Origin of the sequence: Novosphingobium sp. (genome assembly GCF_036803765.1) — a bacterium.
Classification (GTDB): Bacteria; Pseudomonadota; Alphaproteobacteria; order Sphingomonadales; family Sphingomonadaceae; genus Novosphingobium.
In genome coordinates, this window is the sequence record NZ_DAIRTS010000011.1 from 1 (window position 1) to 22299 (window position 22299).

At 65.8% G+C, this 22299-nt stretch carries 24 protein-coding genes; 3 read left to right on the top strand and 21 right to left on the bottom strand.

Features of this window, described 5'->3' with window-relative positions:
* The first annotated feature begins 31 nt into the window (after window positions 1–31).
* Genes V7Q48_RS09055 through V7Q48_RS09065 form a run of 3 tightly spaced genes read left to right on the top strand, consistent with a single transcriptional unit; the run spans window position 32 to window position 2586 of the window.
* Window positions 32–274: a hypothetical protein gene (locus tag V7Q48_RS09055; RefSeq protein WP_333837673.1), complete on the top strand. Its 243-nt coding sequence runs from the start codon at window positions 32–34 to the stop codon at window positions 272–274.
* Between the two features lie 24 nt (window positions 275–298).
* Window positions 299–1183, top strand: a complete 885-nt coding sequence (locus tag V7Q48_RS09060) for a bestrophin family protein (protein ID WP_333837674.1) — start codon at window positions 299–301, stop codon at window positions 1181–1183.
* Complete coding sequence (locus V7Q48_RS09065; protein ID WP_333837676.1) at window positions 1180–2586, top strand: hypothetical protein; 1407 nt, start codon at window positions 1180–1182, stop codon at window positions 2584–2586. The genes V7Q48_RS09060 and V7Q48_RS09065 overlap by 4 nt, the downstream gene beginning before the upstream one ends.
* On the opposite strand, the gene V7Q48_RS09070 is transcribed toward V7Q48_RS09065, so the two are convergent.
* The 21 genes from V7Q48_RS09070 to V7Q48_RS09170 form a co-directional block, all read right to left on the bottom strand.
* Window positions 2583–2855, bottom strand: a complete 273-nt coding sequence (locus tag V7Q48_RS09070) for a DUF1467 family protein (protein WP_333837678.1) — start codon at window positions 2853–2855, stop codon at window positions 2583–2585. The genes V7Q48_RS09065 and V7Q48_RS09070 overlap by 4 nt on opposite strands.
* A 30-nt stretch (window positions 2856–2885) precedes the next feature.
* The gene (locus tag V7Q48_RS09075; protein WP_333837681.1) at window positions 2886–4538 is read right to left on the bottom strand and encodes a ribonuclease J; all 1653 of its coding nucleotides are present in this window, start codon (window positions 4536–4538) and stop codon (window positions 2886–2888) included.
* A complete protein-coding gene (locus V7Q48_RS09080; protein ID WP_333837683.1) occupies window positions 4535–5341 on the bottom strand; it encodes a type III pantothenate kinase in 807 nt (268 codons plus the stop codon). The genes V7Q48_RS09075 and V7Q48_RS09080 overlap by 4 nt, the downstream gene beginning before the upstream one ends.
* Window positions 5341–6108 carry a biotin--[acetyl-CoA-carboxylase] ligase gene (locus V7Q48_RS09085; protein WP_333837685.1) on the bottom strand — a complete coding sequence of 256 codons (768 nt, stop codon included), beginning with the start codon at window positions 6106–6108 and terminating at the stop codon, window positions 5341–5343. The genes V7Q48_RS09080 and V7Q48_RS09085 overlap by 1 nt, the downstream gene beginning before the upstream one ends.
* A 17-nt stretch (window positions 6109–6125) precedes the next feature.
* A complete protein-coding gene (nuoN, locus tag V7Q48_RS09090; RefSeq protein WP_333837687.1) occupies window positions 6126–7589 on the bottom strand; it encodes an NADH-quinone oxidoreductase subunit NuoN in 1464 nt (487 codons plus the stop codon).
* Entirely contained in the window at window positions 7589–9121 is a 1533-nt protein-coding gene (locus V7Q48_RS09095) for an NADH-quinone oxidoreductase subunit M (protein ID WP_333837689.1), read from the bottom strand. Before V7Q48_RS09095 ends, nuoN begins: the two co-directional genes overlap by 1 nt.
* Complete coding sequence (gene nuoL, locus V7Q48_RS09100; protein WP_333837690.1) at window positions 9118–11193, bottom strand: NADH-quinone oxidoreductase subunit L; 2076 nt, start codon at window positions 11191–11193, stop codon at window positions 9118–9120. The genes V7Q48_RS09095 and nuoL overlap by 4 nt, the downstream gene beginning before the upstream one ends.
* A gap of 4 nt (window positions 11194–11197) precedes the next feature.
* Window positions 11198–11503 carry an NADH-quinone oxidoreductase subunit NuoK gene (gene nuoK / locus V7Q48_RS09105; RefSeq protein ID WP_333837692.1) on the bottom strand — a complete coding sequence of 102 codons (306 nt, stop codon included), beginning with the start codon at window positions 11501–11503 and terminating at the stop codon, window positions 11198–11200.
* Window positions 11503–12120, bottom strand: coding sequence for an NADH-quinone oxidoreductase subunit J (locus tag V7Q48_RS09110; RefSeq protein ID WP_333837693.1), 618 nt, complete (start codon window positions 12118–12120; stop codon window positions 11503–11505). The genes nuoK and V7Q48_RS09110 overlap by 1 nt, the downstream gene beginning before the upstream one ends.
* Before the next feature lie 12 nt (window positions 12121–12132).
* Entirely contained in the window at window positions 12133–12618 is a 486-nt protein-coding gene (gene nuoI / locus V7Q48_RS09115; RefSeq protein ID WP_333837695.1) for an NADH-quinone oxidoreductase subunit NuoI, read from the bottom strand.
* On the bottom strand, window positions 12615–13661 hold the full coding sequence (gene nuoH, locus V7Q48_RS09120; RefSeq protein ID WP_333837697.1) for an NADH-quinone oxidoreductase subunit NuoH: 1047 nt from the start codon (window positions 13659–13661) through the stop codon (window positions 12615–12617). The genes nuoI and nuoH overlap by 4 nt, the downstream gene beginning before the upstream one ends.
* Window positions 13658–15664, bottom strand: coding sequence for an NADH-quinone oxidoreductase subunit NuoG (gene nuoG, locus V7Q48_RS09125; protein ID WP_333837699.1), 2007 nt, complete (start codon window positions 15662–15664; stop codon window positions 13658–13660). The genes nuoH and nuoG overlap by 4 nt, the downstream gene beginning before the upstream one ends.
* Complete coding sequence (gene nuoF, locus V7Q48_RS09130) at window positions 15664–16956, bottom strand: NADH-quinone oxidoreductase subunit NuoF (RefSeq protein ID WP_333837701.1); 1293 nt, start codon at window positions 16954–16956, stop codon at window positions 15664–15666. Before nuoF ends, nuoG begins: the two co-directional genes overlap by 1 nt.
* A 3-nt stretch (window positions 16957–16959) precedes the next feature.
* Window positions 16960–17628, bottom strand: coding sequence for a complex I 24 kDa subunit family protein (locus V7Q48_RS09135; RefSeq protein ID WP_333837702.1), 669 nt, complete (start codon window positions 17626–17628; stop codon window positions 16960–16962).
* Complete coding sequence (locus V7Q48_RS09140) at window positions 17628–17984, bottom strand: nuclear transport factor 2 family protein (RefSeq protein ID WP_333837704.1); 357 nt, start codon at window positions 17982–17984, stop codon at window positions 17628–17630. Before V7Q48_RS09140 ends, V7Q48_RS09135 begins: the two co-directional genes overlap by 1 nt.
* 1 nt (window position 17985) lies before the next feature.
* Window positions 17986–18192 carry a hypothetical protein gene (locus V7Q48_RS09145; protein ID WP_333837705.1) on the bottom strand — a complete coding sequence of 69 codons (207 nt, stop codon included), beginning with the start codon at window positions 18190–18192 and terminating at the stop codon, window positions 17986–17988.
* Complete coding sequence (locus V7Q48_RS09150) at window positions 18189–19400, bottom strand: NADH-quinone oxidoreductase subunit D (protein ID WP_333837707.1); 1212 nt, start codon at window positions 19398–19400, stop codon at window positions 18189–18191. Before V7Q48_RS09150 ends, V7Q48_RS09145 begins: the two co-directional genes overlap by 4 nt.
* The gene (locus V7Q48_RS09155) at window positions 19397–20146 is read right to left on the bottom strand and encodes an NADH-quinone oxidoreductase subunit C (RefSeq protein ID WP_333837708.1); all 750 of its coding nucleotides are present in this window, start codon (window positions 20144–20146) and stop codon (window positions 19397–19399) included. Before V7Q48_RS09155 ends, V7Q48_RS09150 begins: the two co-directional genes overlap by 4 nt.
* A 13-nt stretch (window positions 20147–20159) precedes the next feature.
* A complete protein-coding gene (locus tag V7Q48_RS09160; protein WP_333837710.1) occupies window positions 20160–20717 on the bottom strand; it encodes a NuoB/complex I 20 kDa subunit family protein in 558 nt (185 codons plus the stop codon).
* Window positions 20714–21088 (bottom strand): NADH-quinone oxidoreductase subunit A, encoded by a 375-nt coding sequence (gene ndhC, locus V7Q48_RS09165; RefSeq protein WP_333837712.1) that lies wholly within the window; start codon window positions 21086–21088, stop codon window positions 20714–20716. The genes V7Q48_RS09160 and ndhC overlap by 4 nt, the downstream gene beginning before the upstream one ends.
* Window positions 21089–21352: 264 nt before the next feature.
* Complete coding sequence (locus V7Q48_RS09170; RefSeq protein WP_333837714.1) at window positions 21353–22126, bottom strand: prepilin peptidase; 774 nt, start codon at window positions 22124–22126, stop codon at window positions 21353–21355.
* Between the last annotated feature and the right edge of the window lie 173 nt (window positions 22127–22299).

The window sequence follows — 22299 nt, forward strand, 5'->3', positions numbered from 1 at the left end:
CCCATCCCCTAGCCCCCGAGGGAACCCCACCATGAGTTTCGCATTCCACACCCCGACCGTCCCCTCCGGCGCCGAGGCCCCGCTGCGCTGGAACGATGTCGAGGCCCTGCCCGTTCACCTCGCGCTCGTGGCCATGGCCGTGCTGGTCTGGCTGGGTTTCACCGATGGCGGGCAGTCGATGCAGCTGGCCTTGGCCAAGCTCATCGGTATCATAGGCTGCATTGCGCTACGGCGCGCATGGATGACCATGGACCGGGGCGAGACCCCGGCCTGACCAGGAACAGGAACGACCCCCAGCATGATCGTCGGCAAGACCCCGCGCATCCGCATGACCTTCGTGGCGGCCTGGAACACCTTGCTCGCCCTGCTGGTGTGGGACGTCGCCGTCACGATCTTCTACTACTACACGCCCTTCCCTGCCCCGGCACTGCCACTCACGATCTTCGGCACCGGGCTTGCGCTACTGCTCGGTTTCCGGGTCAACTCGGCCTATGCCCGGTGGTGGGAGGGCCGCATCGTCTGGGGCGCGATGACCAATGCCTCGCGCAGCATCGCCCGCGCGATCGGCAGCAACCTGCCGCCGACGCCCGAGGGCCAGGCCATGCGGCATCAGCTCGTGGTCCGACAAGTCGCCTACGTTCACGTCCTGCGCCACCAGCTGCGTGGCGAGGACCCGCGGGCCTCGGCCGAGCGCGTCCTGGGGACCAGCGATATTCCTGAACTGGCGCGGCGCAATCCCGCCAACGGCCTGCTTGAAGGCAATGCCCTGCGCCTGGCCGAGGCACAGCGCGACGGCTTGATCGACACCATCCAGCAGAGCCGGATGGAAGCGATCATGGTCGACATCGCCAACGCACAAGGGGCGATGGAGCGGCTGCGCAACACGCCGCTGCCCGCGCAGTATCGCAGCTTCCCGACCTTCTTTACGCGCCTGTTCTGCGTATTGCTGCCCATCGGGCTGGTCGAGACGCTGGGCCCGGCAACTCCGCTGGGCTCGGCGCTCGCCGGGTTCATGTTCCTCGCCGCGCTCCAGATCGGCGACGATCTCGTCAATCCTTTTGCCAATACGGTCCACGATGCCCCGCTGACCGCGATGTGCACCACGATCGAGGCGGATTGCAACGAGAGCATCGGCCTTTCCCCGCCCCCAGCTGCGCAGCCGGAGAATGGCGTCCTGTGGTGATCCGCGCGCCGCGCCGGTCGGCTCGCTGGTGGATCGCACTCCAGGTCGCCTTGGTGGCGCTCGGCGGGGCCGTGCCGCTGTGGCGGCTGACCTCACCCGTCGCGCGCGACTACAGCGAGGGGTGGCTGGCAGTCTGGTCCGATCGTGCCGCTGTGAACCTTCCCGGCCTGTATGCATGGGCGCAAGGCAATCCGCTGGTGGCCAACAATTACCCGCCGCTGTTCGAATGGCTGTGCGGTGCACTGGCGCCGCTCACGGGCGATGCGCTGGTCACTGGCCGCATCCTCGGGCTGGTCGGGCTGGGCGCCGCGGCCATGCTGGCTGGCGTGCTATGCCGCCGTCTCGGCGGTAACGCCGTTGCCGCAGCCGCCACGGCGCTTTTCGCGCTGCTTTACGCGGTCTGGCCGTTCGATCAGTTCTTTGCCGCCAACAATCCGCAGTGGCTGACCGAAGCGCTGGTCCTGGCGTCGCTGCTCGCGCTTTTGCCGAGGCACAAGGCACGGGCGCCCTCGCCAGCCATGATGGGAGTGTCGCTCGGCACCTTTGCCCTGGCGATGCTGGTCAAACACAACGTCATCGCCTTCGTACCTGCAACGCTTGTCTGGTTCGCCCGCAGGTACCCGTCCCGGCTCCTCACGTGGCTGGCAATCGGCACAGGGATCGCGGCATTCATGGTCGCTGGCCTCACCGCCGTGTTCGGCATCGCCATCTGGCAGCAGGTCCTGGGCTATCCGCGCGTGTTCAGCGCCGCCAACTCAGCGGATGCCGCACTCACGGTGCTCCGGTTCACCCCGCTGCTGCTACTCGCCTTGCTGGCGACACGGCGCCGACGCCGCGAGCCTGCACACGCCCTTATTGGCGCGTGGTTCGCCTGCGCGCTGGTACTGGGCTTGGTCCAGCGCACCGCCGACGGCGTTTCGCAAAACGCGTTCTTCGGTGCCACCCTGGCTGCGTTGATTTTGGCTTGCTCGGAAGCGTCGCGTTCCCCCCGCTGGCTCGCATGGGCAGCCGTCGCCGCACCGCTCGCCCTCTACATTCCCGATCGCGCGCAGATGCGCTGGGACGAGTGTCACACCGCCGCCGCCCTCGACCGCGAGCAGGACGCGCTCGTCGACGCCCTCGCCCGAACCCGTGGCCCGGTCTTGTGCGAGGATCTGGCGCTCTGCCGGCGTGCGGGAAAACCGCTGCTGGTCGATACTTTCGCTTACGGACAGCGCCTGGGTGCCGGACGGGCCGATACCCGCCTGGCAAAGATGATCGCGGATCGCGCCATCGCAGCCGTCGTCCTCGATCTGCCGCGCACCACACGCCTGCCGTCGCCGATCCTATCTGCGATCGATGCCGGCTACGTGCAGGTGGCGTCAGCCCCGTCGGCCCACGCCGAACTGCTGCTGCCGCGTTAGAGCCCCAGCCAGCGCGACACGTCGAGATCGTCCGACGTCACCCATCCCTGATAGAAATTGACGTAGAACAGCCCGAACGTGACCAGCGAGAGCAGCGTCGCGCGCAGCAGCACACGCCGGGGCCGGAAGTTGACCGGCGCGCTGGTGGCGTGCCCCAGCGTTGGCGTCACGCCCGCCTCGTCAGGCGTGCGCAGGCCGAAAGGCATGACCACGAAGGCCGAGATCGTCCAGAACAGCGTGTAGATGGCCAGCATCGATGTCCAGCGCATGTTCCTGCTTCCTCCCCGGCCGTTCTGGCCTCACTTCTCGCGCAGCAGCACCTGCACCACGGGTTTCTTGCCGCACCAGCGCTGTGCGGTCCGCCTTACCGCGAGGCGCACGGCTTCGGCAATGGCCATGCGGTCGCGGCGGCGTTCGCCCTTTAGGGACTTGAGCGCCTTGGACACGTCCTCGCGCGCCTCGTCCTGGAAGGCATCCATGTCTTCCTCGAGCGGGATGCCGATGCACCCGAAGTCGATGCCCGAGGCCTGCTTGCCCTCGGCCGTCACCGCCAACGCGACGCTGACGAGGCCGTTGATCCCGAGCTTGCGACGCGAGGCCATCGCTTCGCCATCGGCCGGGGCGATGATGTCGCCGTCGAGCACGAGGCGTCCATTGCGCTCGGTGCTGAGCTTGACCGGCCCATTGGGCGCCAGGCGGATGAGATCGCCATTCTTCTGCACGATGGCCTTGGGGATGCCTTCCTGCAGCCCGAGGCGCGCCTGTTCGGCCATGTGGCGCACTTCGCCGTGGACGGGGACGAGAATGTCGGGGCGCAGCCAATCGTAGAGCGCGACGAGTTCGGGGCGCCCCGGATGGCCCGAGACGTGGATCATCGACTGCTTGTCGGTGATGAGCAGGACGCCCTTCTCGACCAGCGCGTTCTGCACGCGGCCGATGGCAAGTTCGTTGCCCGGGATCTGGCGGCTCGAGAACACCACCGCGTCGCCCTTTTCGAGGCGGATCGGGTGCTGGTCGCCAGCGATCCGCGCGAGCGCGGCGCGCGCCTCGCCCTGCCCGCCGGTGGCGAGGATGAGCACCTCGCCGCGCGGCAAGTCCATCGCATCTTCCATGCGCACGACGTCGGGAAAATCGAGCAGATAGCCCGAGGCCTGCGCCACCTTGATGATGCGGTCGAGCGAACGTCCGGCGACGCAAAGCTGGCGACCGGTGGCCTCGGCAACTTCGGCCAGCGTCTGCAACCGCGCGACGTTGGAGGCGAAGGTCGTCACCACCACGCGGCGGCCCTTGAGGCCCGACACGGTCTCGAGCAGTCCGGCCCGAACCTCGCCCTCGGAGCCCGACGGCTTGGGATTGAACACGTTGGTCGAATCGCAGACCAGCGCCAGAACACCCTCGTCACCGATTGCGGTCAGCTCTTCCTCGGTCGCGGGCGTGCCGACGCGCGGCTCGTCGTCCAGCTTCCAGTCGCCGGTGTGGAAGACGCGGCCATAGGGCGTGTCGATCACCAGCGCGTTGCCCTCGGCGATCGAGTGCGCCAGCGGCACATAGCGCATGGCGAACGGGCCGAGGTCGATGCTGCCCTCGTTCGCGATGACGTTGAGCGTGACGCTCTTCTCGATCCCCGCCTCGACCAGCTTCTCGTTGATGAGGCGCGCGGTGAATGGCGTCGCGTAGAGCGGCACGCCCAGTTCCTGCGCGAAATAGGGGATCGCGCCGATGTGATCCTCGTGCGCGTGCGTCAGCACGATGCCGAGCAGGTCCTTGCGCCGCTCCTCGATGAATTCGAGGTCGGCGAAGACGAGATCGACGCCCGGATACCAAGGATCGGCAAAGGTCATGCCGAGGTCGACCATCAGCCACTTGCCGTCGCACCCATAGAGGTTGACGTTCATTCCGATCTCGCCCGACCCACCAAGGGCGAGGAAAAGCAGTTCGTTACCCGGCTTCACTCTGTTGTCCTGTTCCGGCGCACGCTTGCCGCGCGCTCTGCAAGTAGGGCCATGCCGTCCAACGTCAGGTCGGCGTCGACATGGTCGAAGATTTCGGTGTGGCGATCGAACAGGACCGCCAGGCCCCCGGTTGCGATCACCAGGGCCGGCTCGCCGATCTCGCGGCGCATTCGGGCGATGAGGCCCTCCATCATCGCCACGTAACCCCAGAAGACGCCGATGTGCATCTGGTCTTCGGTGTTGCGGCCAATGACGCTGTCACCCCCGCGCGGGACCGAGACCGCTATACGCGGCAGCTTGGCCGCGGCACTGACCAGCGCGTCGAGCGAGAGGTTGATACCCGGCGCGATGCTGCCACCCTTGTAGGTGCCTTCGGGATCGACCCAGTCGAACGTGGTGGCGGTGCCGAAGTCGATGATGATGAGATGCTGGCCCGGCCAGGCCTCGTGCCCGGCGATCACATTGAGCGCGCGATCGGCGCCCAGCGAGCGCGGCTCGTCGACGTCGGCGCGAAAGCCCCACTCCGCGTCGCCCTGCCCCGCGACGATCGCGGTCAGCCCGAAATACTTGTCCGCCAGCAGCTGCAGATTGTGCAACGCGCGTGGGACGACCGTGGAAATGATCATCGTCTCGACCGCCGCGCGATCGAAACCCTGGATCTGCATCAACTGCAGCAGCCACACGGCATATTCGTCCGCCGTGCGGCGCGGATCGGTCGCCACGCGCCAGCGCGCGCGGATGGCGCGGTCCTCGTAGAGCGCGAAGACCACGTTGGTGTTGCCGACGTCGACGGCCAGAAGCACTATGCACTCTCCCCTGCAGGCCCAGGGCCTGCGCTGTCTTCTTGCGCGTCGATCATGCCCACAAGATCGACATCGCCGGCGTGAATCGCAAGGAGGCGGCCATCCGCCATGCGCAATTGCGCCACGCCATCGGGATCGATTCCGGCAAAACCGCCCATCACCACGCCATGCGTGCTTTCGTTGACCGACATCAGCGTACCGCGTGCCAAGGCACGCCCTTCCCAAGCCACACGCAGCTGCGGCCATTCGCCGCGATGCCAGGCGGCAAGATTGGACTGCCAGCAGGCGGCAAGCGTCGTGGCAAAGTCGTCGCGCGCAATTGCGTGGCCGAGCCGCGCCAGCGACGTGGTGGCCCTGCCCGGCACATCCGGTGCCTGCACCAGATTGACGCCGATCCCGACGACCACCGTATTCCCGACGCGCTCGAGCAGGACCCCGGCGAGCTTCGCGCCGTCGACCAGGACATCGTTGGGCCATTTGAGCGCACAGTTCGCCAGCGTCGGTGCATGAGCCATGATCGCCTCATGCACCGATAGCCCGGCGACGAGTGCGAGGGTCTGCGGTGCCGTCTCGTGGGCTGCCAGGCTTACCGCGGTCGAACCCATGAAATTGCCGGCGCCATCGCTCCAGGCGCGGCCCGCGCGACCACGCCCGGCGGCCTGCCGGTCAGCGACGAGCCAGTCGCCCTCCAAAAGACGATCCCCCCCACCCGCGCGCGCCACCAGGGCGGCGTTGGTGGAGGGGATCTGGTCGACGGTTGAAATCAATGCGGATCAGGCCGTCATCAGGCGACGTGGAACAGCGCAGCGGCGGCGTTGCCGGCCAGCACGTGAAGCCAGTTGGTCAGCAGGTAGCCGAACGGCGAGATGACCAGCGACGAGATCACGAGCAGCACGGTGTGCGCGACGTCGTTCCGGCCGGCAACCTTGTCGGCGGCGTCGTCGAAGTAGAGCACCTTCACCACCTTGAGGTAGTAGAACGCACCGATCACCGAGGCGGCGATACCGATCGCGGCGAGCGCGAGCAGGTTGGCCTGCACCGCAGCCTGGAACACCACGAACTTGCCCCAAAAGCCGAACAGCGGCGGAATGCCCGCGAGGCTGAACATCACGGCCGCCAGCGCGGCGGCGAGGCCAGGACGCGTCTTCGACAAGCCGGCGAGATCCGCGATCGCCTCGACCGGCTGGCCGTCGGCATCGCGCAGCATCAGCACGGCGACGAAGCCGGCAACCGACATGGCCACGTAGATCGCCAGGTACACCAGCATCGCGGCCGCACCCGGCTGGTTGGCGCAAGCCAGGCCAATGAGCATGAAACCGACGTTGTTGATCGACGAATAGGCCATCAGGCGCTTGATGTTGCTTTGGCCGATGGCGCCGAGGGCACCGATCACGATCGACAGCAACGCGGCGAAGATCACGATCTGCTGCCAGGCAGCGGCCTGTGCGCCGAATGCCTCGAGGCTGACACGCATGAGCAGCGACAGCGCAGCAACCTTGGGCGCGGTGGCGAAGAAGGTCGTCACCGGCGTCGGCGCGCCTTCATAGACGTCGGGCGTCCACATGTGGAACGGCGCGGCGCTGATCTTGAACGCCAGGCCCGCGAAGACGAACACAAGGCCGAAGGTCGCGCCAGTGCTCAGGCCATGGCTCAGCGCCAGACGGATGCCCTCGAACGAGGTCGTGCCCGAGAAACCGTAAGTGAGGCTGACGCCATAGAGCAGGATGCCCGAAGCGAGCGAGCCCAGCACGAAGTACTTGAGACCTGCTTCGGCCGAACGCTCGTCGTTGCGCAGCATCGAGGCCAGCACATAGGAGGCAAGGCTGTTGAGCTCGAGACCGATATAAAGCGCGAGCAGGTCACCGGCCGAAACCATGATGCCCATGCCCAGTGCCGCGAACAGCACCAGCAGCGGGAATTCGGCCCGCATGCCGCGCACCCGCTCGAAGAAGGCGGGCGCGACGATCAGCGTAACGCCCGCACCGGCATAGATCAGCAGCTTGGCGAAAGCAGCGAAGGCATCGGCCTTGTACTGCCCGGCAAAGGCGGTGACGTCCGGGCCCATGGCCGAACCGCACAGCGCCGGCGCCGCAATCAGCGCGCAGACGGTCAGCACGGCGACGCACAGGATCGAGATCAGGCGCGAGGCCTTGTCCCCGGCCCAGGCGGCGACGAGCAGGAGCACCAGGCCGGAAATGCTGAGCACTTCTTCGGCCAGGGTGATCTGGAGAGAGCGAAACAGTTCCATCAGTGCGCCTCCCCGTGCGCGGCATCATGTGTCACGGGCTTGCCCGATCCGAGTTGGAGTTGCGCATCGCCCTTGGGCTTGGTCGGCGCGACGCGTGCCTCGAGCGCAGCGATGTCCTTGCGCATCGGCGCCAGGAAGCTTTCGGGATAGACGCCCATCCACAGCACCACGGCGGCCAGCGGCACCATCATCGCCCACTCGCGCGTGTCGAGGTCGAGCATCGCGGCGGCGTCGGCGTTCTTCTGCTCGCCGAAGATCACCCGGCGATAGAGGTACAGCATGTAGGCAGCGCCCAGGATGATCCCGGTGGTGCAGACCAGCGCGACCCAGCTGCTTTCGGCATAGACGCCCATCAGCGACAGGAATTCACCGACGAAGCCGCTGGTGCCCGGCAGGCCGATCGAGGCCATCGTGAACAGCAGCATGAACAGCGCGTAGTAGGGCATGTTGATGGCCAGGCCACCGTAGCGCGTGATCTCGCGGGTGTGGAGGCGATCGTAGATCACGCCCACGCCGAGGAACAGCGCGCCGGCGACAAGGCCGTGGCTCAGCATGATGAGCATCGAGCCTTCGAGGCCTTGCGTGTTGAAGGCGAAGAGGCCGATCGTCACGATCGCCATGTGCGCGACCGACGAGTAGGCGATCAGCTTCTTGATGTCGTGCTGCACCAGCGCGATGAGCGAGGTGATCACGACCGCCGCCATCGACAGGCCCCACACCAGCGGCGCGAACTGCGCCGAGGCTTCCGGGAACATCGGCAGCGAGAAGCGGATGAAGCCGTAGCCACCCATCTTGAGCAGCACGCCGGCAAGGATGACCGAACCGGCCGTCGGCGCCTGGACGTGCGCGTCGGGCAGCCAGGTGTGAACCGGCCACATCGGCATCTTCACCGCAAAGCTGGCGAAGAAGGCGAGCCACAGCCAGGTCTGCGCATGGACCGGGAAGTTGTAGACCATCAGCGTCGGAATGTCGGTCGTGCCGGCGACGTTGACCATCCAGAACATCGCGATCAGCATCAGAACCGAGCCGAGCAGCGTGTAGAGGAAGAACTTGTAGCTGGCGTAGATACGATCCGCGCCGCCCCAGATGCCGATGATCAGGTACATCGGGATGAGGCCGGCTTCGAACATGATGTAGAACAGGAACAGGTCCTGCGCGGTGAACACGCCGATCATCAGCGTCTCCATCAGCAGGAACGCCGCGTAGTATTCACCGGCGCGCTTCTCGATCGAGTTCCAGCTTGCGCCGATGCAGATCGGCATGAGGAAAACGGTCAGCGCGATCAGCAGCAGGGCGATGCCGTCGATGCCGAGCTTCCACGAGAAGCCGGCGAACAGGGCGGCATGCTCCTGGAACTGCCACTGCGCCCCGCCCACGTCGAAGTTCATCCACAGCACAACGCCGAGAACGAAATCGATGAGCGTCGCGACCAGGGCGATCAGGCGGGCCTGCTCGCGATTGGCCTTGAGGACCAGGCCGGCGCCGACGAGCGGCACCAGCAGCATGAGCGAAAGGATCGGAAAGCCGGTCATTGTGCAATCACCCAGCTGATCGCGCCGACGAGACCGACGAGCATGACCAGCGCATAGCTGTAGAGGTATCCGGACTGGAGCTTGACCGCTCCGCGGCTGCCCTGCGCCACCAGCCAGGCGGCGCCGTTCGGGCCAAAGCGGTCGATGATCCCGATGTCACCCACCTTCCAGAACACGCGGCCGAGCCAGAGCGCGGGGCGGACGAAGATGAAGTGATAGAGTTCGTCGAAGTACCACTTGTTGAGCAGGAACCGGTACAGGAAGCCGAACTGCTCGACGAAGGCCGCCGGGAACGCGGGGTTCAGGATATAGGCGTAGGTCGCGATCAGCAGGCCCGTGGCCATCACCGCGAACGGCGCCCACTTCACCCAGACCGGCACGTGGTGCGCGGCGTGGATCAAGTGCTCGCTGTAGACCAGCGCGCCCTTCCAGAACTCGCCCGTGCCTTCGCTGACGAACGCATGGTTGAAGACGAAGCCGGCGAACACCGCACCCACCGACAGGATGATGAGCGGCAGCAGCATGACCAGCGGGCTTTCGTGCGGGTGGTAGCCCGCCGTGCCGTCGCCGTGCGCGTCATGGTGGCCATGGCCATGATCGTGCGCGTGGCCGTGTTCATGTGCATGCTCGTGGGCATGGTCGTCATGGCCGTGGCCATGCGCGTCATGAACCGCATGCTGGATGTGCTCGGACTGCTCCCAGCGCGGCTTGCCGAAGAAGGTCAGGTAGACCAGGCGCCACGAATAGAAGCTGGTGAGCAGCGCGGCGAAGATGCCCATGAAGAAGGCGAAGTGCCCCAGTTCAGTGCCCTTGGCCCAGGCGCTCTCGAGGATCGCGTCCTTCGAGTAGAAGCCCGCGAAACCGAACACGTCGACCAGGCCAACGCCGGTGATCGCCAGTGTACCGGCCATCATCGCCCAATAGGTGATCGGGATCTTCTTACGCAGGCCGCCATAATAGCGCATGTCCTGCTCGTGGTGCATCGCGTGGATGACCGAGCCGGCACCCAGGAACAGCAGCGCCTTGAAGAAGGCGTGCGTGAACAGGTGGAACATCGCCGCGCCATAAGCGCCGACGCCGGCGGCGAAGAACATGTAGCCGAGCTGCGAGCAGGTCGAATAGGCGATCACGCGCTTGATGTCGGTCTGCGTCGTGCCGACGGTCGCGGCGAAGAAGCAGGTCATCGCGCCAATCAAGGTCACGAACGACAGCGCGGCGGGGCTCGTCTCGAACAGCGGCGACAGGCGGCAGACCATGAAGACGCCGGCGGTAACCATCGTCGCGGCGTGGATCAGCGCCGACACCGGGGTCGGGCCTTCCATCGCGTCGGGCAGCCAGGTGTGGAGGCCAAGCTGCGCCGACTTGCCCATCGCGCCGATGAACAGCAGGATGCAGATCACGGTCGCGGTGTCGAGGCGATAGCCGAGGAAGCCGATCGTCGAGCCCGAAAGGACGGCTGGTGCATCGTGCAGGATCTGTGGGATCGACACGGTGTGGAACACCAGGAACGTCGCGAAGATGCCCATCATGAAGCCGAGGTCGCCCACGCGGTTGACCACGAAGGCCTTCATCGCGGCGGCGTTGGCGCTGGGCTTGCGGAACCAGAAGCCGATCAGCAGGTACGAGGCAAGGCCCACGCCTTCCCAGCCGAAGAACATCTGCACGAGGTTATCGGCGGTCACCAGCATCAACATGGCGAACGTAAACAGCGACAGGTACGCGAAGAAGCGCGGCTGGTCCGGTTCCTCGCTCATGTAGCCCCACGAATAGAGGTGCACGAGGAAGGAGACGCTGGTGATGACCACCAGCATGACCGCGGTCAGCGTGTCGACACGCAGTGCCCAGAGGAAATCGAGCTCGCCCGACTTTACCCAGTGCAGCACCGGCGTGACGCTGGCCTCGGCATGGCCGCCGAGGAACGACAGGAAGATCGGCCACGACAGCGCGCACGAGATGAACAGCGCGCCGGTCGTGATGACCTTGGCCGGGACCATGCCCAGCTTCTTGTTGCCGAGCCCGGCAATGATCGCTGCCAGAAGCGGCAGGAAGACGATGACGTTGATGGACGACATGGGTTCAGCCCTTCATCCGGTTGACGTCGTCGACGGCAATCGTGCCGCGGCCACGGAAGTAGATGACAAGAATGGCAAGGCCGATCGCCGCTTCGCCCGCTGCCACCGTGAGCACGAACATCGCGAAGACCTGGCCGACCAGATCGTGAAGGAAGACGCTGAAGGCGACCAGGTTGAGGTTCACCGACAGAAGGATGAGCTCGATCGCCATCAGCAGGATGATGACGTTCTTGCGGTTGAGGAAGATCCCCAGCACGCCGAGCACGAACAGGATCGCGCTGACGAAGACATAGTGTTCGATGCCGATCATCAGAGCGAAACCCCCTTCCCGACTTCCGGCTGCAGGTTGATGGTCGCCTCTTCCGGACGGCGCGACACCTGGCGCGACACGTTCTGGCCGCGGACGCCGGTGCGTTCACGATGGGTCAGCACGATCGCGCCGATCATCGCCACCAGCAGGATGATGCCGGCGCTTTCGAACAGGAAGAGATAGCGCGAATAGAGCAGCGCACCGATTGCCGCGGTGTTGGACAGGCCCGCGATCGGGGCCGTCGCCACATCGGGCGTACCGAGCGCAAGGCCGCCGGCCTTGTAGGCGCCGACGCCCATCACCAGCTCGGCCAGCAGCACGAAGGCCAGCGCGAAACCGAGCGGAAAGTTCTTGATGAAGCCCGCGCGCAGTTCGGCGAAGTCGATGTCGAGCATCATGACGACGAACAGGAACAGCACCGCGACTGCGCCGACGTAGACGATCACCAGCAGCATGGCGATGAACTCGGCCCCGATGAGGATCATCAGGCCGGCGGCGTTGAAGAACGCCAGGATCAGCCACAGCACCGAATGAACCGGATTGCGTGCGAGAATGGTCACCGCGCCCGAAAAGATCGTAAGCGTGGCAAAAAGATAGAAGGCAATAGCCTGGATCATGACGCGCGCCCCTTACCGATACGGTGCATCGGCTTCAAGGTTCGCGGCGATCGCACGCTCCCACTTGTCCCCGTTCGCGAGCAGCTTGGTCTTGTCGTAGAGCAGCTCCTCGCGCGTTTCGGTCGCATATTCGAAGTTCGGACCCTCGACGATGGCATCGACCGGGCAAGCTTCCTGGCAGAAGCCGCAGAAGATGCACTTGGTCATGTCGATGTCGTAGCGCGTGGTGCGGCGGCTGCCGTCCTCGCGCGGCTGCGCCTCGATCGTGATCGCCTGCGCCGGGCAGACCGCCTCGCACAGCTTGCACGCGATGCAGCGTTCCTCGCCGTTGGGATAACGGCGCAGAGCGTGTTCACCACGGAAGCGCGGGGAGATCGGGTTCTTCTCGAACGGGTAGTTCACGGTCGCCTTGGGCCTGAAGAAATACTTCAGGGTCAGCCAGTGCGCTTTCACGAACTCCCAGAGGGTGAAGCTCTTGACGAGCTGTCCGACAGTCATGCGAAATGTCCGGTAGCCATGAGGTAGCCGCTGACGAGGAACACGAACAGCAGCGAGACGGGCAGGAAGATCTTCCAGCCAAGGCGCATCAGCTGGTCATAACGGTACCGGGGCACCGTCGCCTTGACCCAGCTGAACACGAAGAAACCGAAGGCGATCTTGAGGATCAGCCAGATCCAGCCCGGGATGAGATAAAGCACCGCCAGTTCGAACGGCGGCAGATAGCCACCCCAGAACAGCGTGGCGTTGAGCGCACACATCAACAGCACGTTGCCGTATTCACCTAGCCAGAACAGCGCGAACGCCATCGACGAGTATTCGGTCTGGTAGCCGGCGACGAGTTCGCTTTCCGCCTCGGTCAGGTCGAACGGTGCGCGCTGGGTTTCGGCCATGCTCGAGATCAGGAACATCACCCACATCGGGAACAGCAGCGGGCTGCACCAGAAGCCGTTGATGAAGCCGAGCCCGAAGCCGTGCTGTGCCTTGACGATGTCGTTCAGGTTGAACGACCCTGCCCACAGCACGACGCAGATCAGGATAAAGCCGATCGAGACTTCGTAGCTGATCATCTGCGCCGAGGCGCGCATCGCCGAGAAGAACGGATACTTCGAGTTCGACGACCAGCCCGCGATCACGATGCCGTAGACCCCCAGCGACGAGATCGCGAGGATGTAGAGCAGGCCGACGTTGATGTCGGCCAGGATCGCGCCCGAATTGAACGGGATCACCGCCCAGGCCAGCAGCGCGACCGTGAACGTGATGATCGGCGCGATCAGGAACAGGCCCTTGTTCGCGGCCGAGGGAATGATGGTTTCCTGGAGGAAGACCTTGAGGCCGTCGGCGAACGACTGCAGCAGGCCGAACGGACCGACCACGTTGGGGCCGCGGCGCAGCGCCATCGACGCCCAGACCTTGCGGTCGACGTAGATGACCATGGCGACCGACAGCATGACCGGCAGCGCGATCAGCAGGATGCCGCAGATCGTGGAGATGGTCCAGGCGGCGCCGAACGGCAGCCCGAGACCCTGAAAGAACGCGGTCATTCCGCCGCCTCCGCCTGAAGTTCACCGTGGAGCAGTTCCGCCGAACAGCGCTGCAGCGTCGGGCTGGCCCGGCCGATCGCATTGGTCAGGTACGCATCCTTGATCGGATAGGCGATCGTGCCCGAAACATCGGCCGAAGCCGGAGCCGCCGGCAGCGCACCATAGTGCGCGAGGCCTTCCTCGCCCAGCGCCGGCACTTCGGCGATCATCGCGGCGCGCAGCGCCTCGAAGCTGTCGAAGCCGACCGAGACGCCAAAGGCATCGGCCAGTGCGCGCAGAATCGTCCAGTCCTCGCGAGCCTCGCCCGGCGCGAACACGGCGCGTTCGGCGAACTGCACCCGGCCCTCGGTGTTGACGTAAGTGCCGTCCTTCTCGCTGAAGGCAGCCGCCGGCAGGATGACGTCGGCCGCATGGGCCGCCTTGTCGCCATGATGGCCGATGTGGACGATCATGCTGTCGGCAAACTTGGTCCAGTCGACTTCGTCGGCGCCGAGCGAGATCACCATTTTCGGCTTGGCGGCGACGAGATCGGCGATGCCGCCGGCCTGCGCGTAGCCCAGCATCAGCCCGCCCATGCGCGAGGCTGCCATGTGCAACACGTTGAAGCCATTCCAGCCGTCGCGCACGAGATTGAAGCGCTCGGCAAAGCCGAGGCCGGCCTCGAGCGCGCCCTTGGCGAGGCCCGCACCGCCGATGATGATCGCCGGCTTGGTCGCGCCACCGAAGGCGTCGGTGACGGCTTCGGGCAGGTTGCCCAGCACCTCGGCGCCTTCGCCCAGGAAGGTCGCGGGGAACGTCGTGTCCCACTGCGGACCGACCACGAAGACCTTCGCACCGCGCTTGGCCGCCTTGCGCAGCCGGGCGTTGAGCAGCGGAGCTTCGTCGCGGACCTGGCTGCCGACGATCAGGATCGCGTCGGCGTCCTCGATCCCGGCGAGCGTCGAGTTGAACGCGACGGCCGCGAGGTTCGTGGCGGTATAGGCGAGGCCGGTCTGGCGGCCCTCGAGCAGGGTCGAGCCCAACGCGCCCGCCAGCTTCTTGGCGGCGAACATGGTCTCGCAATCGACGAGGTCGCCGGCGACGACCGCCACCGAAGCGCCCGGATTGATCGAGGCGACGGCCGCGAAGGCTTCGGCCCAGGTCGCGGCGACGAGCTTGCCGTCACGGCGCAGCCAGGGGCGATCGAGGCGGCGACGGGTCAGGCCGTCGACCATGAACCGCGCGCGGTCCGCCAGCCATTCCTCGTTCACGTCGTCGTTGATGCGCGGCAGGATGCGCAGCACTTCGCGACCACGGCTGTCGAGACGGATGTTGGCGCCAATGGCGTCGGACACGTCGATCGAGAGCGTCTTCTTCAGCTCCCACGGACGCGCTTCGAAGGCATAGGGCTTGCTGGTCAGCGCGCCGACCGGGCACAGGTCGATCACGTTGGCCGACAGCTCGTGCTTGGCCGCCTTTTCCAGGTACGTGCTGATCTGCATGGTCTCGCCGCGGTAGAGCGCGCCAATCTCGTCGACACCCGCCACTTCCTCGGAGAACCGCACGCAACGGGTGCAGTGGATGCAGCGCGTCATCGTGGTCTTGATGAGCGGGCCCATGTACTTGTCGGTCACGGCACGCTTGTGCTCGTGATAGCGCGAGCCGCCGCGGCCATAGGCCACCGACTGGTCCTGCAGGTCGCACTCGCCGCCCTGGTCACAGATCGGGCAATCGAGCGGGTGGTTGATGAGGAGGAACTCCATCACCCCCTCGCGCGCCTTCTTGACCATCTCGCTGTCGGTGCGGATTTCCTGGCCGTCGGCGGCCGGAAGGGCACACGAAGCCTGCGGCTTGGGCGGTCCGGGCTTCACCTCGACCAGGCACATGCGGCAGTTGCCGGCGATGCTCAGCCGCTCGTGATAGCAAAAGCGGGGGATTTCCTTGCCGGCCAGCTCGCAGGCCTGCAGGACGGTGGCGCCTGCCGGAACTTCGAGCTCTACGCCGTCGACTTTGACCTTGGGCATTACTCTGCAGCCTCCCGGACGTCGGCGCGCTCGGCGATGCGACGTTCGATTTCGGGGCGGAAATGACGGATCAGGCCCTGGATCGGCCAGGCGGCCGCGTCACCCAGGGCGCAGATGGTGTGGCCTTCGACCTGCTTGGTCACGTTGAAGAGCATGTCGATCTCCTCGACGTCGGCATCGCCGGTGCGCAGGCGCTCCATCACGCGCCACATCCAGCCGGTGCCTTCGCGGCAGGGCGTGCACTGGCCGCAGCTCTCGTGCTTGTAGAAGTACGAGAGACGACTGATCGCGCGGACGATGTCGGTCGACTTGTCCATGACGATGACCGCGGCGGTGCCGAGGCCCGAACCCACGGCGCGCAGGCCGTCGAAGTCCATCGGCGCGTCCATGATCTGTTCGGCCGGCACCAGCGGAACCGACGAACCACCCGGAATCACCGCGAGCAGGTTGTCCCACCCGCCGCGAATGCCGCCGCAGTGCTTCTCGATCAATTCGCGGAACGGGATCGACATCTCTTCCTCGACCACGCACGGCTTGTCGACGTGCCCGCTGATCTGGAAGAGCTTGGTGCCCTTGTTGTTCTCGCGTCCGAAGCTGGCGAACCAGCTGGCACCGCGACGCAGGATCGTCGGCGCGACGGCGATCGATTCGACGTTGTTGACCGTGGTCGGGCAGCCATAGAGGCCCGCACCCGCCGGGAACGGGGGCTTCAGGCGCGGCTGGCCCTTCTTGCCCTCGAGCGACTCGATCATCGCGGTCTCTTCGCCGCAGATGTAGGCGCCGGCGCCGCGATGGACGAAGACGTCGAAATCGTAGCCGGAACCACTCGCGTTCTTGCCGATCAGCCCGGCGTCATAAGCCTCGGCCACGGCCGCGAACAGCGTCTCGGCCTCGCGGATGTATTCGCCGCGGATGTAGATGTACGCGGCGCGCGCGCCCATCGCGAAGCCCGCGACCAGCGCGCCCTCGATCAGCTTGTGCGGATCGTGGCGGATGATCTCGCGGTCCTTGCACGAACCGGGCTCGGACTCGTCGGCGTTGATGACAAGGAAGCTCGGACGGCCGTCCTTCGATTCCTTGGGCATGAACGACCACTTCATGCCGGTGGGGAAGCCCGCACCGCCACGGCCGCGAAGCCCCGAGTCCTTCATTTCCTGGATGATCGCGTCACGACCGCGCGCGATCAGGTCCTTGGTGTTGTCCCAGTCTCCACGTGCCTGGGCAGCCGCCAGGTTCCACGGCTGATAGCCGTAGAGGTTGGTGAAGATGCGATCCTTGTCGGCCAGGGCCATGGCTTACCACTCCCCTCGGTAATCGTGGTTTGCATCAACCATCGCGGTCAGCGTCGTCGGCCCGCCCAGCGGTTCCACGGTGTGGCGGCCCGGCTCCTGCGTGCCGGTCTTGGGCTGGCGACCCGCGGCGAGCTCGTCGAGGATGTGCTCGATCCGCGTCGCGGTCAGGTCTTCGTAGTTGTCGTCGTTGATCTGCACCATCGGCGCCGACGAGCAGTTACCCATGCACTCGACCTCGGTGAGCGTGAACAGGCCGTCCGCAGTGGTGTGGCCCTTCTTCATGCCCTTGGCCTTGCAGGCGGCAAGAATGTCGTCCGAACCGCGCAGCATGCACGGCGTCGTGCCGCAGACCTGGACGTGGAACCGGCCGACCGGGGCGATGTTGTACATCGTGTAGAACGTCGCGACTTCGAGCACGCGGATGATCGGCATGTCGAGCTGGGCAGCGATGTATTCCATCACCGGCAGCGGCAGCCAGCCCTGCGTGTTTTCCTCGGCGCCGACCTGGCGCTGGGCAAGGTCGAGCAGCGGCATCACCGCCGAGCGCTGGCGTCCGGCGGGATAGCGCGCGACGATTTCCTTCGCCTTGGCCGCATTGGCCTCGGTCCAGGCAAAGTTACCCCAGCGCGCGCGCAGTTCGGGGCTGTCGGGTTCGGGATGACGGTCGGCCATTAGCGAATGAACTCCACGCGCGCGCACTTGTCGCCTTCGAAGCTGTAGACGGCAATGACGTCGAACGGCTCCGCGGCGGCAGAGCGCCACACGCGCTCGTGAAACAGCACATAATTGCCCAGCTCGTTCGAGGAGACCACTTCGGCGCGGTTCTCGGGAAACTCGGCGAACATCTTGGTCAGGCCCTCGCGGGTCCCTTCCTTGCCTTCGCGCACGACGGCGCCGCGATAGCCCGCTTCGCAGGCATCGTCGGTCATGTGCGCGACATAGGCGTCGGCATCCTGCGCATTGTAGGCCGCGATCATCGCCGTGGCGATGGCGGTCAGCTTGCCGGCAGCGGTCGATTGGGTCGCCATGTCAGCGCCCCCGGCTGCGGCGGGCGCGCGCGGTGAACACGCCCTGCCCAAAGTGGAAAAGCTCGAAGCCGCCAACGGCGCTCGCCAGCATGGCAAGCGTGTCGGGCGTCTCGCCGGTCACCGCGAGCGCGATGAACCACGCCGCCACCAGCACGAGGCCAGTGATGCAGGCGAGGATCGAGATCTGGTCGATCTGCTTGCGGGTCACCGGTCGCACTCCCCGAACACCACGTCGATCGCGCCGAGGATGGCGGTCGCGTCGGGCAGCATGTGGCCCTTGGACATGAAGTCCATGGCCTGCAGGTGCGAGAACGCGGTCGGGCGGATCTTGCAGCGGTACGGCTTGTTGCTGCCGTCCGAGACCAGATAGACGCCGAACTCGCCCTTGGGGCTTTCGGTGGCCACGTAGACTTCGCCGGCCGGGACGTGGAAGCCCTCGGTGTAGAGCTTGAAGTGATGGATCAGGCTTTCCATCGAGCTCTTCATCTCGGCGCGCTTGGGCGGCACGACCTTGCGGTCGGAACTCTGCACCGGGCCTTCGGGCATCTGCGCGAGGCACTGCTTCATGATGCGCGCGGACTGGCGCACTTCCTCGACGCGCACCATCATGCGGTCGTAGCAGTCGCCGCGGGTGCCGACGGGAATGTCGAACTCCATGCGGTCATAGACGTCGTAAGGCTGCGACTTGCGCAGATCCCACGGAATGCCCGAGCCACGGATCATCGGGCCCGAGAAGCCCCAGGCCACCGCGTCGTCCTTGCTGACGACGGCGATATCGACGTTGCGCTGCTTGAAGATGCGGTTGTCGACCACGAGGCTCATCGCGTCGTCGAACAGCTGCGGCAGGCGCGTGTCGAGCCAGTCGGCGATGTCGGTCAGCAGCTTGAGCGGCACGTCCTGGTGAACGCCGCCGGGGCGGAACCAGGCCGAGTGCATGCGCGCGCCCGAGGCCCGCTCGAAGAACGTGAGGCAGTCCTCGCGGATTTCGAACAGCCACAGGTTCGGCGTCATCGCGCCGACGTCCATGACGTGGCTGCCGATGTTGAGCATGTGGTTGCAGATGCGGGTCAGCTCAGCGAACAGCACGCGCAGGTACTGGGCGCGCAGCGGCACCTCGATGTTGAGCAGCTTTTCCACTGCGAGCACGTAGGAGTGCTCCATCGCCAGGGGCGAGCAGTAGTCGAGGCGGTCGAAGTACGGCAGCGCCTGCAGGTAGGTCTTGTGCTCGATCAGCTTTTCGGTGCCGCGATGCAGCAGGCCAACGTGCGGGTCGATCCGCTCGATGATCTCGCCGTCCAGCTCCATGACCATGCGCAGCACGCCGTGCGCGGCCGGGTGCTGGGGGCCGAAGTTGATCGTGTAGTTGCTGATGACCTCGTCGCCGGTGGTGGGCGACTCTTCGAGCTGGAAGCTCATGTGCGGTCTCCCGTGGTCTTGTTCGCTTCCTTGTTGGCCCCCTCGCCCGCGCCGGTCTGCGCCGTGGTCGGCGTGTCCTTGGGCGTGGCGACCGGGGCCGGAGCGGGCGCAACCGGTGCGGCGGTCGGCGCCGCGGCCTTCTCATCGCCCGGCAGCACGTAATCCGCGCCTTCCCACGGGCTCATGAAGTCGAACTGGCGCAGGTCCTGGGCAAGGCGCACGGGCTCGTAGACCACGCGCTTGTCTTCCTCGGAATAACGCAGCTCGACATAGCCGGTCAGCGGGAAGTCCTTGCGGAACGGGTGCCCCTGGAAGCCATAGTCGGTGAGGATGCGACGCAGGTCCGGATTGCCGGCGAACAGCACGCCGTACATGTCGTAGACTTCGCGCTCGAGCCAGCCGGCGACCGGCCACAGTGTCGTGGCGGTCGGCACCGGGGTGTTCTCGTCGGTGCGCACCTTGACGATCAGGCGCAGGTTGCGCGTGAGCGAGAGCAGGCAATAGACCACCTCGAAGCGGTCGAGCCGCTGCGGATAGTCCGCGCCCGCGATTTCCATGAGCTGCTGGAACTCATGCTCGTCGCGCAGGGTGCGCAGCACGGTCTCGATCGTGTCGCGCGCAACGAGCAGGACGATCTCGCCATGCTCTTCCTTCGCCTCGATGACGTGCGCGCCGAGCGCGGCGACCAGTGCGTCCTTCACCCCGTCGAACGGGGCGTAGCGCGGGGATGCATGCAGAATGGCCATGGACCCTACCCTCTCAACGCTCGAGCGTGCCGACGCGGCGGATCTTCCGCTGCAGTTGCATCACGCCATAGAGCAGAGCCTCGGCGGTCGGCGGGCAACCCGGGACGTAGATGTCCACGGGCACGATGCGATCGCAGCCGCGCACCACCGAATAGCTGTAGTGGTAGTAGCCGCCGCCATTGGCGCATGAACCCATCGAGATGACGTACTTGGGGTCCGACATCTGGTCGTAGACCTTGCGCAGCGCCGGAGCCATCTTGTTGCACAGCGTGCCCGCGACAATCATCACGTCCGACTGGCGCGGCGAGGCACGCGGGGCGACGCCGAAGCGCTCCATGTCGTAGCGCGGCATGTTGACGTGGATCATCTCGACCGCGCAGCATGCGAGGCCGAAGGTCATCCACCACAGCGAGCCTGTACGCGCCCACTGGAACAGGTCTTCGGTCGACGTGACCAGGAAGCCCTTGTCCGAGACTTCGGCGTTGAGGCTGTCGAAATAGGCCTGGTCGGGCGCCACGATCGGCGACCCGGCAGCAGGCACAACGGCGGGATTGGTAGCCATGTCGTTCATTCCCAGTCCAGCGCCCCCTTCTTCCAGGCATAGATGAAGCCGAGCACCAGTTCGCCGAGGAAGACCATCATGGTCGCCCAGCCGGCCCAACCGGTCTGCTTCAGGCTCACCGCCCAGGGGAAGAGGAACGCAGCCTCGAGGTCGAAGATGATGAAGAGGATCGCCACGAGATAGAAGCGCACGTCGAACTGGCTGCGCGGGTCCTCGAACGCGGGGAAACCGCACTCGTATTCGGCCAACTTGTCGGCGGACGGATTATGCGTGCCCGTGAGACGGGCGGCACCCATCGGCAGGAACACGAACGCCGTGGAGAGCGCAAGCGCGATCCCGAGGAAGATGAGGATCGGCAGGTATTGGATGAGGTCGACCAAGGGGCTGACTCGCGATGTAATGCACTTGGCAAGGGGCACTAGTCCCCGCTCGGCCCATGTGCAAGTGGGGTGCAGCGCAATAAAGGGGCTTGACCGCGCCCATTCGGGCAGGATCGTGACAATCCCTATCATGAATGTGCGATGACGGCCTTATCGGCCGGGTTTTCCAAGGGTCAGGGTGCCTTTCACGCTCCGTGTTGCACAAGACGCGCATACGATTGCCGTCAATGCAACGCCCTCCGATCCACTACGCCGGAAGCGGGTTCAGCCGATCACATAGAGGGGCCAGGCAGCCAGGGCCAGGAAGGCGCCGAACGGCAGCGCGCTTTGCGCGGTCATGCCCTCGGTCCCTATTATCCTTGCCCGCACCGATATCAGCGCCACCCAGGCAAGGCCGGCGAGCGCAGCCGCTAGCAGGCAATGGATGACGCCGAGCGGGCCAAGCCAGAGCCCGATCGCGCCAAGCAGCAAGGGATCGCCCCCGCCCAGCCCTTCGCGCCCCCGCCAGCGTCGATACGATGTCGCCAGCAAGGCCAGCGGTGCCCAGCCTACGAACGCCCCGGCGAGCGCCTGGACCAGGATCGCCGCATCGTCGCCAGCAAGGGCCTGGTACGTGGCCAGACCCAGGCCGGTGACAGCGAGGCCGATGGTCAGGGGCAGCGGCAGCCACATGTGCCGCGCATCGAGCAGGGCAATGACGAGCAGCAGCCAGCCCAGCACCGCGACCGACCAGCCCGGTACGTCGCTCGCCAGGCAGGCCGTGCCGCCAACGATCGCACCGAGGACTTCGGCCAATAACGCATCGATGCCGATCGGCGTACCGCAGGTACGGCAGCGTCCGCGGGGGCCCATCCACGAGATGACGGGTATCAGGTCGAACCACGCCAGCGTGCGGCCACAGGCCTCGCAGGCCGAACGCCCGTGGATGACCGAGCGCCGCTGCGGCCAGCGCCCCGCGACCACGCCCAAAAACGAGCCGACGATGGCGCCGACCACGGCGCCGACGCCCGCGCACAGGATAGTAATCGCCTCGGGCACACCCCTCCCCCCGCTACCGCAATCTTACTGAGTCAATCTTGCTGCACTGCGTCACGAAATTCGTGGCGCAACCGCGCGGCGAATTGCATTCCCCCCGCCTGCTCTCTACATCGCGCAGGACAACGACAACAAGCCGCGGCCCGATGTCGCTGCGGTGGCCCCTATCACAGGAA